Consider the following 14,018-nt stretch of genomic DNA (forward strand, 5'->3'; position numbering starts at 1 on the left):
CCGCTCATTAGTCATAAACTAGACCAATGTTTTAAGGCGGTAAATCCATTCCAGTGCTTGCTTCGGCGTCAGGCTATCCGGGTCAAGCGCTTCCAGTGCATCGACCGCGGGTGAGGTCTCTGCCACTAACAGCTGCATTTGTGAGCCTTCCACGGTGGAGGTCGCAGAATTGCCAGACAATGCCTCCAGCTCCTTCAGCTTATTGCGCGCACGTTTAATCACATCCTTCGGCACCCCCGCCAGCGCTGCGACAGCCAAGCCGTAACTCTTGCTGGCTGCACCATCTTGTACGCTGTGCATAAAGGCAATGGTATCACCATGCTCGACTGCATCCAGGTGAACATTCACCACGCCTTCCATTTTCTCTGGCAGAGTGGTGAGTTCAAAGTAGTGTGTCGCAAACAGCGTCATGGCTTTGATGCGATTGGCCAGACTTTCTGCACAGGCCCACGCCAGTGACAGGCCGTCATAGGTTGAAGTACCGCGTCCAATCTCATCCATCAACACCAGACTATTTTCGGTGGCGTTATGCAGAATGTTGGCTGTTTCCGTCATCTCAACCATAAAGGTTGAACGTCCAGAAGCCAGGTCATCGGCCGCGCCAACGCGTGTGAAGATACGGTCAATAGGGCCGATCACCGTCTCCTCTGCTGGTACATAACTGCCAATCCATGCCATAAGCGCGATAAGCGCAGTTTGGCGCATATAGGTACTTTTACCGCCCATGTTAGGGCCGGTAATAATCAGCATGCGACGCTGGTGAGAAAGCGACAAGGGGTTAGCAATGAACGGTTCTTTTAACACCTGTTCTACCACCGGATGGCGTCCAGCCGTGATACGGATTCCAGCTTTTTCCTGCAATACAGGACGGCAATAATTTAACGTCCAAGCCCTCTCCGCGAGGTTTGCCAACACATCCAACTCCGCTAGCGCAGCAGCACTGAGTTGCAGTGCTTCAAGGTGTGGCATTAAACGATCCAGCAATTCCTCATAAAGCCCTTTTTCCAGCGCCAGCGCTTTGCCTTTTGAGGTCAGAACTTTATCTTCATACTCTTTAAGTTCTGGAATGATGTAGCGTTCGGCATTCTTCAACGTCTGACGGCGCACATAATGAATTGGCACCTGATGGCTCTGACCACGGCTAACCTGAATGTAGTAGCCATGAATGGCGTTAAAACCGACTTTTAGGGTATCTAGACCCAGTTTTTCACGCTCACGGATTTCCAGACGATCGAGATAATCAGTGGCACCATCAGCGAGCGCGCGCCACTCATCCAGTTCGGCATTGTAACCTGGTGCTATCACGCCACCGTCACGAACCAGCACCGGCGGCGACTCAATCACCGCTTGCTCAAGCAGCTCGCGTAATTCAGTGAAATCCCCCATCTGCGCGCGAAGATTGCTCAGCTGAGTGGCTTCCACTTCCTCAAGCTGCTGATTAAGCTCGGGTAACTGCTGGAAGGCATGGCGCATACGCGCCAAATCACGCGGGCGAGCGGTGCGCAGCGCCAGACGCGCCAGAATACGCTCGAGGTCACCGACCTGACGCAGCACCGGCTGCAGTTCTTGGCTAAGCGATTGCAGTTCGGCAATCGACTCCTGTCGACGACCGATCGTGGTGACATCACGCAGCGGCATATGCAGCCAGCGTTTCAGCATACGGCTGCCCATCGGCGTGACGGTTTTATCCAACACCGCCGCTAGCGTATTTTCGATCCCACCCGCGAGGTTCTGGGTAATCTCCAGATTACGACGGGTTGCCGCATCCATGATGACGCTATCCTGCTGACGCTCCATGCTTAGCGAACGGATATGTGGCAAGGAGGTGCGCTGTGTGTCTTTGACATACTGCAGTAGACAACCCGCTGCGCGCAGTGCCAGATGTGCCTGCTCAACACCAAAACCGCTGAGGTCACGCGTACCAAATTGCAGATTCAATTGCTGGCGGGCGGTGTCGATTTCATATTCCCACAGCGGGCGGCGGCGCAGGCCACGACGCTGATCAATCAACGCCATAGCCTGAAGATCTTCAGGGTAGAGCAGCTCAGCCGGATTGGTACGCTGCAGTTCTGCTGCCATGGTCTCTTGGTCAGCAGGTTCACTGAGGCGAAAGCGCCCGGAGCTGATATCCAGTGTGGCATAGCCAAAACCGCGCTGGCTCTGGAAGATGGCCGCAAGCAGGTTATCCTGACGCTCTTGCAACAGCGCCTCATCACTGATGGTGCCGGGCGCACAATGCGAACGACTTTACGTTCTACTGGGCCTTTGCTCAGTGCCGGGTCGCCAATCTGCTCGCAGATCGCGACAGATTCACCGAGCTGTACCAGCTTCGCCAGATAGCCTTCAACCGCGTGGTAAGGCACACCCGCCATGGGAATGGGTTCACCGGCTGATGCGCCGCGTTTGGTGAGTGAGATCTCAAGCAGCTGTGAAGCACGTCTGGCGTCGTCATAGAACAGCTCGTAAAAATCGCCCATGCGATAAAACAGCAGGATGTCGGGATGGTCGGCCTTTAGGCGCAGATATTGCTGCATCATGGGCGTATGGCCTGTAAAGTCCATTTGCGCTGCTCCTTTCATCTCGTTTTCACTCAAAGTTGACTCTTTTGATTATTATCAGCCGGATCTTGCCAGCCAGCTTGTTGCGTTATCCTGTAGGCGGACAACCAAAGTACAGATGTTAACATTTTTGCCCGATGACCTTCATCCGCCAGCGAGGGTTTCTGGCTGCCGACCTTAACAAATTGCGATAAGGGGTAAAAAGTAAAATTTCGTGATAAAGCTTAAGTGCAGAGCTGTTTCGCAAATTTGTGCTGCAACCCACTGAAATCGGCGAAAAGCGGCGGGATTTTAAGATATTACTCTGTATCCCACATGGATGAACGATTACCATGTGGGCTTCCGGTTTCATCTGGCTTATGGATATCTAATGCGTTTCAAGGTTGCTTTTCTTCCACTTATTGCCCTGCTTGCTGCCTGCAGCAGTAAGCCTGCACCCCAGCAGCAATCCGCCGTTGTGCCTGCACCCAAAGGTGGTTTTTTACTGGAACCTTCACACGCCGTTCAGCCGATGTTTGGCGATTTCGCCGGTAATCCGGCGGCTGAACAGTTTATTGATCAAATGGTGGCAAAACACGGTTTCAACCGCGACCAGTTGCATGCCGTGATTGGCCAGGCAAAGCGTCTGGACTACGTGCTGCGTTTGATGGATCAGCAGGCGCCAAGCTATACACCGCCAGCCGGACCTAATGGCGCGTGGATTCGCTATCGCAACAAATTTATCACGCCAGATAATGTGCAGAATGGTGTGGCGTTCTGGAACCAATACCAGGATGCATTGCAGCGCGCCCAGCAAGTTTATGGTGTTCCGCCTGAAATCATTGTCGGTATTATCGGTGTCGAAACGCGCTGGGGCCGGGTGATGGGTAAAACGCGTCTGCTGGATGCGCTGGCAACCTTATCCTTCAACTACCCTCGCCGTGCCGCTTATTTCAGCAGCGAGCTGGAAACCTTCTTGTTAATGGCGCGGACAGAACAGGATGATCCGTTGGATCTCCGCGGTTCCTTTGCTGGCGCGATGGGTTACGGCCAGTTTATGCCGTCTTCCTATAAACAGTATGCGGTCGATTTTAACGGCGATGGTCATATTAACTTGTGGGATCCGGTGGATGCCATCGGTAGCGTCGCGAACTACTTTAAAGAGCACGGCTGGCGTGCGGGTGAGAATGTTGCGGTGCCTGCGAGCGGTCAAGCCCCAGGGCTGGACGATGGCTTCAAAACGCTCTATCCGGTTAATACGCTGATGGCCAGTGGTTTGACGCCGCAAGGTTCACTGGATGGCAATAATCAGGCTAGTCTACTGCGCCTCGATCTTGGCACCAGCTATCAATATTGGTTTGGCTTGCCAAACTTCTACGTCATCACACGTTATAACCACAGCACACACTATGCGATGGCCGTGTGGCAACTGGGTGAAGCCGTTGCGAAAGCGCGTCAGGGCAATATGCTTTAATGCTGTCCATGTAAAGTGTAAGGGTATAAGATGGCGCCCCTTTTGCGGTGCCATCTTCACCGTATGCTGACTTCTGAGGAACGCTTATGACGACTTTACCTGCCTGTCCTGTATGCCAGGCTGATTATACCTGGCAAGACGGTGACAACCTGAACTGCCCATCTTGTGGCCATATTTGGTCAGCAGCAGATACCACAGCGGAAGGGCTGGTGGTACGTGATGCCAACGGCAATCTGTTGGCTGATGGCGACAGCGTGACGGTAGTTAAAGATCTCAAAGTGAAAGGCAGTTCTTCAACTCTGAAAATCGGTACCAAAGTGAAAAGCATTCGCTTGGTCGAGGGTGACCATAATATCGATTGCAAAATTGATGGTTTTGGTCCGATGAAGCTGAAATCTGAATTTGTGAAAAAGAACTAATGGCAGGACGGCGCTTTTGGCCGTCCTGTGCACCTTTACCCCAATAAGCGATCTACAGCCTCACACTGTTCCATGCTGAGTTCACCGCCAAAATTGCGTGAATGGTTGCTCATCGAATTAAACTTTCGTGCGACGGCGATTTTGATAGTGGTGACAAAATCATCGCCGATAGTGTAAATCGCCATAAGTTGACCAATACGTTGCTGAATCTGAGTCAGTTTTTCTAACTCTCTGGCACGCCATGCTTGCAGCGCCTCGGCAAAGAGCTCTGGCACAATATTGTTCAGCCCAGAAATAACCCCCGCCCCACCAGCCAGTAAGTTCGGCAGTAGATACTCGTCATAACCGGAAAGTACGCTGAAATCGCTGCGTACTTTTTTCGTTTCTTCAATCAAAGCCCGATTGTGCGACAGACAATCCATGGTGTCTTTAATGCCAATAAACTGTGGCAGTTCTGCTGCCAGTTCAGCAACCAGCGCCGGTGTTAAATCGCAGCCAGTGCGCGCCGGGAAATTATAGGCAAACCACTTCCCACCTAATTGTTTATCCAGCGCCTTAAAGTAGCTGAGCAACTGCTTTTGCGTCTGGCCGTAATAGTAGGGCGGTAAAACCATTACCGCATCATAACCATTTTGCCAGGCGGCTTCGGCGAGTTGCACCATATCCGGAATGCAGGTGCTTGAGACATTTGCCACCATGGTGAGCGGAGAGAGTTGACGTGCTTCGCGAATCAGTTGCAGCCTTTCTTGCTGAGTCAGCGAAGCAAATTCGCCAATGCTGCCCATCAACAATAAGGTATCGATGCCCGATGTGCTCAGGCGCGCAAAATGGCGACCGAGTGCATCAATATCCAGCCTGTTGTTTTGATCAAAAGGGGTAACCGATGGGCACCAGATGCCCGTTAATAAAGGTTGTGCAGCCATCACTCGCTCCTTGCTATAAAAATGAAACGTTGTTTTAACTTAATCATCCCGCTCAATTTGTACCAGTGAGTTAGCTTTAAAAGGTGAGGTATCGCACTTTTCTCTTCGCCTGATAAGACGAAAAGCAGTTAGTGTGATGCTCTTCAGACAGACAGGAGCGGTGACATGCAAGACTGGAATCCTCAACTTTATCGTCAGTTCGAATCGGAACGTACGCGACCCGCGCGTGAACTCTTAGATCGTATTCCCCCTATCCACGTGCATTTTGCCACTGACCTTGGTTGTGGGCCCGGCAACAGTACCGAACTACTGGCGCAAAAGTGGCCAGATGCGCAGGTTACCGGTATTGATAGCTCAGCAGCGATGTTGGAGCAGGCTCAGGAACGACTGCCGTCTTGCGTTTTCCAGCAGGCGGATATTCGCCACTGGCAGCCATCTCAGCCGCAGCAGGTTATTTACGCCAATGCTTCTTTACAGTGGTTGACTGACCACCAAACGCTACTGCCGCATCTGGTCAATCAACTGGATATCGGCGGCGCGCTGGCGGTGCAAATGCCTGATAACCTCGAAGAGCCTTCACATCGTCTGATGCGTGAAGTGGCAGCCAGTGAACGCTGGCAGTCGCATATTTCGGCGCAGGCAGCAGACCGTAAACGGCTGCTGACTACCGAAGACTATTTTGATTTGCTGGGCGATGCAGGTTGCCAGGTGGATATTTGGCGTACGACCTACTATCACCCAATGGAGGATGCGCAGGGCATTATTACCTGGCTGCGCGCTACCGGTTTGCGTCCTTTTCTCGCCACGTTGGATGAGACGCAGCAGGCTGAGTTCCTCAATGACTATTATCAGTCATTGCTCCCGGCTTATCCCTCTCGTCACAACGGTCAGGTTTTGCTGGCCTTCCCACGACTCTTTATGGTGGCAGTGAGAACTTGCTGAGTTCATCGGGAGCAGGGTCGCAAAATAGTGTGGCGGCGGTTGAAAAGGGCTTCCCGCCACACCATTTATTGCTAACGTGAAGCGCCATAACAGGAGAAGGCGATGACCGACCAACAGTTGCAACAGTTGATTTTTCGCATTGGTGAGCAGTTGAAAGCACGCCAGGCGACCGTAACAGCAGCCGAATCTTGTACCGGAGGCTGGATTGCGAAGGTCTTTACTGATGTGAGTGGTAGCTCAGCCTGGTTTGATCGCGGATTTGTGACTTACAGTAATGAAGCGAAACAGCAGATGGTTGGAGTACAAGACGCGACGCTGGCGCAGTATGGTGCGGTGAGTGAGCAAACTGTGCGCGAAATGGCGCAAGGTGCTTGCCGCGCGGCGATGGCCGAATATGGCATCGCGGTCAGTGGTATTGCGGGCCCAGATGGCGGCTCGGCAGACAAGCCGGTTGGCACCGTTTGGTTTGCAATCGCAGGACCGGATGGACGCATCATTGCGCAGCGGCAAATTTTTGCCGGAGATCGTGAAGCGGTACGCCGTCAGTCGGTTTGTTGGGCACTGCAAACGCTGCTTGATGAATTTCTGACAAATTAAACTTGATACTGTATGGTCATACAGTATAATTAGCGGCAACAGAACGAGCAGGCATACACTGATGTCGGCTTACCCAGCATGATTTAGGAGTGGAAATGGCGATTGACGAGAACAAACAGAAAGCTTTAGCTGCCGCGCTGGGCCAGATTGAGAAACAATTTGGTAAAGGCTCGATCATGCGCTTGGGTGAAGACCGCTCAATGGATGTGGAAACCATTTCAACCGGTTCACTGTCGCTGGACATCGCGTTGGGCGCTGGCGGTTTGCCAATGGGCCGTATCGTTGAAATTTACGGACCAGAGTCTTCTGGTAAAACAACACTGACACTGCAGGTTATTGCCGCTGCACAACGTAAAGGTAAAACCTGTGCCTTTATTGATGCTGAACACGCACTTGACCCGGTATACGCCAAAAAACTGGGCGTAGATATCGATAACCTGCTGTGTTCACAGCCGGATACCGGTGAGCAGGCGCTGGAAATCTGTGATGCGCTGGCGCGCTCCGGTGCTGTTGATGTCATCATCGTTGACTCCGTGGCAGCTCTGACACCTAAAGCAGAAATCGAAGGTGAAATCGGTGATTCGCACATGGGTCTGGCCGCTCGTATGATGAGCCAGGCGATGCGTAAGCTGGCGGGTAACCTGAAGCAATCCAACACGCTGCTGATCTTCATCAACCAGATTCGTATGAAAATTGGCGTGATGTTTGGTAACCCAGAAACCACTACCGGTGGTAACGCGCTGAAATTCTACGCTTCTGTCCGTCTTGATATCCGCCGTATCGGTGCGATCAAAGAGGGTGATGAAGTGGTGGGTAGTGAAACCCGCGTGAAAGTAGTGAAGAATAAAATTGCGGCACCGTTTAAGCAGGCTGAATTCCAGATCATGTACGGCGAAGGTATTAACACCTTTGGTGAGCTGGTGGATCTCGGCGTGAAACACAAACTGGTTGAGAAAGCCGGTGCGTGGTACAGCTACAACGGTGAGAAGATTGGTCAAGGTAAAGCTAACTCGACTAACTTCCTGAAAGAGAACCCCGCTATCGCCAACGAAATCGATAAAAAGTTGCGTGATTTGCTGCTGACGGGGGCGACAGCAGGAGCCGCTGCAGCAGACACCCCTGCTGATAAATACGAAGAAGCCAGCGAAACTAACGAAGATTTCTAAAATACCCACGGGAGCAGCGATGCTCCCGTTTGCTTTTCCCCGTCCATACTTTCCCTCATCGCTTTCTTGCTTTACCCTGCGCAATAGTCAGAACAAGGTAAATCTATGTCATCAACACCCTCAACGGCATCTGTGCCGACATTTTCCCGTTTGCTTGATCGTGCCATGCGTATCTTATCGCAGCGCGACCACAGCCGTGACGAACTGAAACGCAAGTTGCAGCTTTCGTCTCAGCGTGCAGCTTACATGCAGCAACAAGAAAACGTGCCTATCCCTGATGAGCTACTGGAAAAAGTGCTCGACTGGTGCCAGGAAAATGGCTGGCTCAACGACCAGCGTTTTACCGAACGCTTTATTCAAAGCAGAGCGCGAAAGGGGTATGGTCCACAGCGTGTGCGCATGGAGCTGCAACAAAAAGGCATCAGCCGTGAGGAAATCAATCAGGCTCTTCAGGATACCGAAATTGACTGGAGCCAATGCGCCGCCGACCTGGCAAAGCGCAAGTTTGGTGAACCATTGCCACAAACGTGGGCAGAGAAAAGCAAAGTACAGCGATTTTTAATGTCGAAAGGCTTTATGATGGAAGATATTCAGGCCGTTTTCAGAAATTTTGACAGCTGAAAGGCAATGGGATTTTACTTCCCACTGAAGAAAATTTATCTTATTCCCACTTTTTGTTCCTCAATCAGCGGTGAACCAGCGGAAGCGGTTTGCCAGCGAAAGGGAACGTTCGTTAGCGTGATTCCAGGAATTATATGAGCAAGAGCACTGCTGAGATCCGTCAAGCGTTTCTCGACTTTTTTCATAGCAAGGGACATCAGGTTGTAGCCAGCAGCTCCCTCGTACCGAACAACGACCCGACTTTACTGTTTACCAACGCCGGGATGGTACAGTTTAAAGACGTTTTCCTCGGTCAGGACAAGCGCGACTACGCACGTGCCACCACGTCTCAGCGTTGTGTGCGTGCCGGCGGCAAGCACAATGACCTGGAGAACGTAGGCTACACCGCGCGCCACCATACCTTCTTTGAAATGTTGGGTAATTTCAGCTTTGGCGATTACTTCAAGAAAGAAGCGATTGCTTATGCCTGGGAACTGTTGACGGGTGAGCAGTGGTTCAAGCTGCCAAAAGAGCGTCTGTGGGTTACCGTTTATGAAACCGACGATGAAGCCTTCGAAATCTGGGCTAATGACGTTGGTGTGCCACGCGAGCGTATTATTCGCATCGGTGACAATAAAGGTAGCGCTTACGCTTCTGATAACTTCTGGCAGATGGGCGACACGGGTCCTTGCGGCCCTTGCACCGAAATTTTCTACGATCACGGTGATCATATCTGGGGTGGCCCACCGGGCAGCCCAGAAGAAGATGGCGATCGCTACATTGAGATCTGGAACATCGTCTTTATGCAGTTCAACCGTCAGGCCGACGGTACAATGGAGCCACTGCCTAAACCGTCAGTGGACACCGGCATGGGTCTTGAGCGTATTGCCGCGGTACTGCAGCACGTTAACTCGAACTATGAAATCGATCTGTTTGCCAAACTAATCAAAGCTGTTGCACAGGTGACGGGCGCTACCGACCTGAACAACAAATCATTGCGTGTCATTGCCGATCACATCCGTTCTTGTGCTTTCCTGATTGCTGATGGCGTGATTCCGTCGAATGAAAACCGTGGCTATGTGCTGCGTCGCATCATTCGTCGCGCTGTGCGCCACGGCAATATGCTGGGTGCCAAAGAAGCCTTCTTCTACAAACTGGTTGCACCGTTGATCGATGTGATGGGTGAAGCAGGTGAAGATCTGAAGCGTCAACAGAAACACGTTGAGAATGCGCTGAAAGGTGAAGAAGAGCAGTTTGCTAAGACGCTGGAGCGCGGTCTGGCGTTGCTGGACGAAGAACTGGCTAATCTGCAAGGCGATACGCTGGATGGTGAAACCGTATTCCGTCTGTATGACACCTTCGGTTTCCCCGCTGATTTAACCGCTGACGTCTGCCGTGAACGCAATCTAAAGATTGATGAAGCAGGCTTTGAAACGGCAATGGAACAGCAACGTCAGCGTGCGCGTGAAGCGAGCGGCTTTGGCGCTGATTACAACAACGTGATTCGCTTTGATACCGCGACTGACTTCAAAGGTTATGAGCAGTTGCAACTGGAAGGCACCGTACAAGCGCTGTTCGTGAATGGCCAACAGGTTGAGCAGGTTTCTGCAGGGCAGGATGCCGTCGTCATTTTGGACCAGACGCCGTTCTACGGCGAATCAGGCGGCCAGGTGGGAGATACCGGTGTGCTGACTGGGCAGAATGCTGAATTTAGCGTTCAGGATACCCAAAAGTATGGCAAAGCCTTCGGTCATATCGGTAAGCTGAATCACGGCCAATTACGTGTAGGCGATCGCTTAAATGCACAAGTGGATGAAGAACGCCGTGCGCGCATTATTCTTAACCACTCTGCAACGCATTTGATGCACGAAGCTTTGCGCGAAGTACTGGGCGACCACGTTGGTCAGAAGGGCTCGCTGAACAACGACAAATACCTGCGCTTCGACTTCTCTCATACTGAAGCGATGAAGCCAGAGCAAATCCGCACCGTTGAAGATATTGTTAATACTCAGATTCGTCGCAATTTGCTCATCCAGACCGAAGTGATGGATTTGGATGAGGCGAAAGCACGCGGCGCAACGGCGTTGTTCGGCGAGAAATATGAGCAGCGTGTGCGCGTGGTCAGTATGGGTGAATACTCCGTCGAGTTGTGTGGTGGTACGCACGCAGCTCGCACCGGCGATATTGGCTTGTTCCGCATTCAATCAGAGTCAGGCACTGCGGCAGGGGTTCGTCGTATTGAAGCACTGACGGGTGAAGGTGCCATTGCTCAACTGCATGCGCAGAACGATCAGCTGTCCGAGCTTGCACAGGTTGTTAAAGCCAATACCAGTAACCTGAATGAGAAAGTACGTGGTCTGGTGGATAACGTACGTGCACTTGAAAAAGAGCTGCAGCAACTGCGCGATCAGCAGGCTGCACAAGAAAGTGCCTCACTGAGTAGCAAAGCCATTGACCTGAAGGGCACTAAGCTGTTGGTCAGTGAGTTAAGCAACGTCGAGCCGAAAATGTTGCGCACGATGATGGACGACCTAAAGAATCAGCTGGGTTCAGCGATTATTGTGTTGGCAACCGTTGCTGAAGGGAAGGTTTCGCTGATTGCAGGCGTAACGAAAGACCTAACCGATCGTGTTAAGGCTGGTGAGTTGGTCGGTGAGTTGGCAGCACAGGTTGGTGGTAAAGGCGGTGGTCGTCCAGATATGGCTCAGGCTGGCGGTACTAATCCGCAGGCGCTGTCTGGTGCCCTGGCTGGCGTGCCAGACTGGGTCAGTAGCCGACTGTAACGAAATAAAACGAAGCATCGTGAAGAGCGCCAGAACCTCGTGTTCTGGCGCTTTTTGATGCGGTGTGCACCAGTTAATGACAAAGTCCGGTTGATGTAGTGTATTTCGGCTAAACTAACTATCAGCAGAATGTATTGGCGTGGCGATGCACAATGGTGTATTTGTCATAGGTATTGTTCAGCGTTATATGATGGATATGGCCGGGAGACCGAACAGGCCCGACTCTTTTAATCTTTCAAGGAGCAAAGAATGCTTATTCTAACTCGTCGAGTTGGTGAAACCCTCATGATTGGCGATGAGGTGACTGTAACGGTGCTGGGTGTTAAAGGTAACCAGGTCCGTATTGGCGTCAATGCGCCTAAAGAAGTTTCGGTGCATCGCGAAGAGATCTATCAGCGTATTCAAGCCGAAAAAACTCAGCAAACGAGTTACTAACGGATTCAGCGCCTCGCTCCCGTGCGAGGCGCTACCGCTTTTCTTGACCCTCCCATCGTTTTATCCCTCTGAGTTCGCAAATTCTTTCTTCCCATTTTGTTAACTACAGCGTGCTTTCGCTGTTGATAATTCACTCTTTTTGTCGGTAAAACACCCTAATTGCGCGTCATTTGCGCAATCAAACGGATCTCAAGAAAAAGTCGGGAAAAATTGTTTGACTTATAAGTGCGGGAAAGTAATATGTGCGCCACGCAGTGCCGATGAGCAGAAACAAGTTCAGAAGCACGGTTCGGAAGAACGCGTATGGTGAGGTGGCCGAGAGGCTGAAGGCGCTCCCCTGCTAAGGGAGTATGCGGTCAAAAGCTGCATCCGGGGTTCGAATCCCCGCCTCACCGCCATTTCCGATGCATCCATAGCTCAGCTGGATAGAGTACTCGGCTACGAACCGAGCGGTCGGAGGTTCGAATCCTCCTGGATGCACCATTCGGAAAGATGAAGTAAGAGTGAACGAGCAGTTCCTTTCATGGTGAGTTGTTAGCACCCTGCGTTATACAAGAATTATTTCAATGCATCCATAGCTCAGCTGGATAGAGTACTCGGCTACGAACCGAGCGGTCGGAGGTTCGAATCCTCCTGGATGCACCATTCTGTTTTATTCATGCTCCTCTCAGCGTGATTCATCAGTAACATCAGTCAGACCCCAATGCATCCATAGCTCAGCTGGATAGAGTACTCGGCTACGAACCGAGCGGTCGGAGGTTCGAATCCTCCTGGATGCACCATATTCTCGAATATGGAACGTGCCTCAGTGTGTCAGAACGTGATAAACGTTCAAGCTGCGCTAAGAAGGATAACGTTGCTTTAGCAACGGCCCGAAGGGCGAGGCGAAAGCCGAGTCATCCTCCTGGATGCCGCATATCCTCTCCGAAACATTCAACGCCCGCTTTCTGAATTTAGCTCCCATTTTCCTTCATTACGCAAAAACCACTTATATAACCGCTATTTATCCCCGGCATCGCCACCTGATCTTATTCCGAAAAGAAAAATTGCTAATGCTTTCAAAGCATTTGCTGTTAAGCACACCTGGCGACAACCTAAGCGCATTACGCTAAAGTAATGGCTCATTTTGTGGTGCTCGACGGAGTGACAATGTACGACCAATATGACGCCCTGATTTTCGATATGGACGGCACAATTCTTGATACTGAGCCGACACATCGAAAAGCCTGGCAGCAGGTGCTGAGCCGCTATGGTTTCATCATGGATGAAGAAAAAATGGTGAGCTTTAATGGCGCACCGACTTGGCAACTGGCGCAGTACATTCTTGAGCAGAACAACGCCACGCATGATCCACATCTACTGGCCGCTGAAAAAACAGTGGCGCTGAAGGCGATGCTATTGGATGACGTGCGCCCTTTACCGCTGATGGAAGTGGTGAAAATGTATCACGGTCGCCGTCCTATGGCGGTAGGCACGGGCAGCGAACACAGTCTGGCGAAGGCTCTGCTTGAAGAATTGGGTGTTTACCATCTGTTTGATGCCGTGGTGGGTGCAGATGATGTCCAACGTCATAAACCGCAACCTGATACCTTTCTACGCTGTGCTGAACTGATGGGCATAGCAGCTGAACGCTGTGTGGTATTTGAAGATGCTGACTTTGGTATTCAGGCGGCGAAAGCTGCGGGCATGGATGTGGTTGATGTCCGCTTACTGTGAATGAATTTCTGACCTATGGATCGTTATTCGGCAGTAGTTTTCTGAGCGCAACCCTGCTTCCAGGAAGTTCAGAGGCAGTACTGGTTGCTTTACTGATCGCTCAAAAAGGCTCGGTTTACGGATTGTTATTGGCTGCATCAGTGGGAAACACGCTGGGTGGCCTGACCAACATTCTTCTTGGTCGCCTCATGCCGCCAAAAGGGCAGGGGCGATGGCATGACACAGCAATGACGTGGTTACACCGATTGGGACCTGCAGCACTGCTTCTAAGTTGGCTGCCGGTAGTGGGCGACCTGCTGTGCGTTCTCGCAGGCTGGTTGCGCTTTGCCTGGCTGCCCTCGGTGTTGTACCTCGCCATGGGTAAAACGCTGCGTTATATCGTTATCGCGACCGCCACATTACAAACTTTGCAATGGTGGCATTGAT

At 51.6% G+C, this 14,018-nt stretch carries 11 protein-coding genes, 4 tRNA genes and 1 pseudogene; 14 read left to right on the forward strand and 2 right to left on the reverse strand.

Annotation, left to right across the window (positions count from 1 at the left end; genetic code table 11):
• Nucleotides 1–18: 18 nt before the first annotated feature.
• A pseudogene (gene mutS, locus HA51_RS20465) lies at nt 19–2,579 on the reverse strand (DNA mismatch repair protein MutS).
• A 349-nt stretch (nt 2,580–2,928) separates the two neighbouring features.
• Here mutS and mltB point away from each other — a divergent pair.
• Both mltB and HA51_RS20475 read left to right on the forward strand, forming a co-directional pair.
• Entirely contained in the window at nt 2,929–4,011 is a 1,083-nt protein-coding gene (mltB, locus tag HA51_RS20470; RefSeq protein ID WP_084936415.1) for a lytic murein transglycosylase B, read from the forward strand.
• Between the two features lie 86 nt (nt 4,012–4,097).
• Nucleotides 4,098–4,430 carry a zinc ribbon domain-containing protein YjdM gene (locus tag HA51_RS20475; protein WP_084936416.1) on the forward strand — a complete coding sequence of 111 codons (333 nt, stop codon included), beginning with the start codon at nt 4,098–4,100 and terminating at the stop codon, nt 4,428–4,430.
• A 35-nt stretch (nt 4,431–4,465) separates the two neighbouring features.
• Here HA51_RS20475 and HA51_RS20480 read toward each other — a convergent pair whose 3' ends face one another.
• Nucleotides 4,466–5,353: a dihydrodipicolinate synthase family protein gene (locus tag HA51_RS20480; RefSeq protein ID WP_084936417.1), complete on the reverse strand. Its 888-nt coding sequence runs from the start codon at nt 5,351–5,353 to the stop codon at nt 4,466–4,468.
• Between the two features lie 165 nt (nt 5,354–5,518).
• Here HA51_RS20480 and tam point away from each other — a divergent pair, with 165 nt between their 5' ends.
• From tam to HA51_RS20545, 12 genes are all read left to right on the forward strand, one after another.
• On the forward strand, nt 5,519–6,295 hold the full coding sequence (gene tam / locus HA51_RS20485) for a trans-aconitate 2-methyltransferase (protein WP_084936418.1): 777 nt from the start codon (nt 5,519–5,521) through the stop codon (nt 6,293–6,295).
• A gap of 102 nt (nt 6,296–6,397) precedes the next feature.
• A complete protein-coding gene (gene pncC, locus HA51_RS20490) occupies nt 6,398–6,892 on the forward strand; it encodes a nicotinamide-nucleotide amidase (RefSeq protein WP_084936419.1) in 495 nt (164 codons plus the stop codon).
• Between the two features lie 95 nt (nt 6,893–6,987).
• Nucleotides 6,988–8,058, forward strand: coding sequence for a recombinase RecA (recA, locus tag HA51_RS20495; RefSeq protein WP_084936420.1), 1,071 nt, complete (start codon nt 6,988–6,990; stop codon nt 8,056–8,058).
• 105 nt (nt 8,059–8,163) lie between these two features.
• Nucleotides 8,164–8,679 carry a regulatory protein RecX gene (locus HA51_RS20500; protein ID WP_211282973.1) on the forward strand — a complete coding sequence of 172 codons (516 nt, stop codon included), beginning with the start codon at nt 8,164–8,166 and terminating at the stop codon, nt 8,677–8,679.
• Nucleotides 8,680–8,813: 134 nt separating this feature from the next.
• A complete protein-coding gene (alaS, locus tag HA51_RS20505) occupies nt 8,814–11,441 on the forward strand; it encodes an alanine--tRNA ligase (RefSeq protein WP_084936422.1) in 2,628 nt (875 codons plus the stop codon).
• Nucleotides 11,442–11,690: 249 nt separating this feature from the next.
• The gene (gene csrA / locus HA51_RS20510; protein ID WP_004155916.1) at nt 11,691–11,876 is read left to right on the forward strand and encodes a carbon storage regulator CsrA; all 186 of its coding nucleotides are present in this window, start codon (nt 11,691–11,693) and stop codon (nt 11,874–11,876) included.
• A gap of 305 nt (nt 11,877–12,181) precedes the next feature.
• Nucleotides 12,182–12,274, forward strand: a tRNA-Ser gene (locus HA51_RS20520).
• An 8-nt stretch (nt 12,275–12,282) separates the two neighbouring features.
• A tRNA-Arg gene (locus HA51_RS20525) sits at nt 12,283–12,359 on the forward strand.
• 85 nt (nt 12,360–12,444) lie between these two features.
• Nucleotides 12,445–12,521: transfer RNA gene (locus HA51_RS20530), tRNA-Arg, on the forward strand.
• A 60-nt stretch (nt 12,522–12,581) separates the two neighbouring features.
• Nucleotides 12,582–12,658, forward strand: a tRNA-Arg gene (locus HA51_RS20535).
• Between the two features lie 367 nt (nt 12,659–13,025).
• Complete coding sequence (gene yqaB, locus HA51_RS20540) at nt 13,026–13,592, forward strand: fructose-1-phosphate/6-phosphogluconate phosphatase (RefSeq protein ID WP_084936423.1); 567 nt, start codon at nt 13,026–13,028, stop codon at nt 13,590–13,592.
• Nucleotides 13,589–14,017: a YqaA family protein gene (locus tag HA51_RS20545; protein WP_084936424.1), complete on the forward strand. Its 429-nt coding sequence runs from the start codon at nt 13,589–13,591 to the stop codon at nt 14,015–14,017. The genes yqaB and HA51_RS20545 overlap by 4 nt, the downstream gene beginning before the upstream one ends.
• Nucleotide 14,018 lies beyond the last annotated feature (1 nt).

This window comes from Pantoea rwandensis (assembly GCF_002095475.1).
Lineage (GTDB): Bacteria > Pseudomonadota > Gammaproteobacteria > Enterobacterales > Enterobacteriaceae > Pantoea > Pantoea rwandensis.

Coding starts and splice junctions, on each gene's coding strand:
- mltB (WP_084936415.1), top strand. CDS start 2,929: ATGCGTTTCAAGGTTGCTTTTCTTCCACTTATTGCCCTGCTTGCTGCC.
- HA51_RS20475 (WP_084936416.1), top strand. CDS start 4,098: ATGACGACTTTACCTGCCTGTCCTGTATGCCAGGCTGATTATACCTGG.
- HA51_RS20480 (WP_084936417.1), bottom strand. CDS start 5,353: ATGGCTGCACAACCTTTATTAACGGGCATCTGGTGCCCATCGGTTACC.
- tam (WP_084936418.1), top strand. CDS start 5,519: ATGCAAGACTGGAATCCTCAACTTTATCGTCAGTTCGAATCGGAACGT.
- pncC (WP_084936419.1), top strand. CDS start 6,398: ATGACCGACCAACAGTTGCAACAGTTGATTTTTCGCATTGGTGAGCAG.
- recA (WP_084936420.1), top strand. CDS start 6,988: ATGGCGATTGACGAGAACAAACAGAAAGCTTTAGCTGCCGCGCTGGGC.
- HA51_RS20500 (WP_211282973.1), top strand. CDS start 8,164: ATGTCATCAACACCCTCAACGGCATCTGTGCCGACATTTTCCCGTTTG.
- alaS (WP_084936422.1), top strand. CDS start 8,814: ATGAGCAAGAGCACTGCTGAGATCCGTCAAGCGTTTCTCGACTTTTTT.
- csrA (WP_004155916.1), top strand. CDS start 11,691: ATGCTTATTCTAACTCGTCGAGTTGGTGAAACCCTCATGATTGGCGAT.
- yqaB (WP_084936423.1), top strand. CDS start 13,026: ATGTACGACCAATATGACGCCCTGATTTTCGATATGGACGGCACAATT.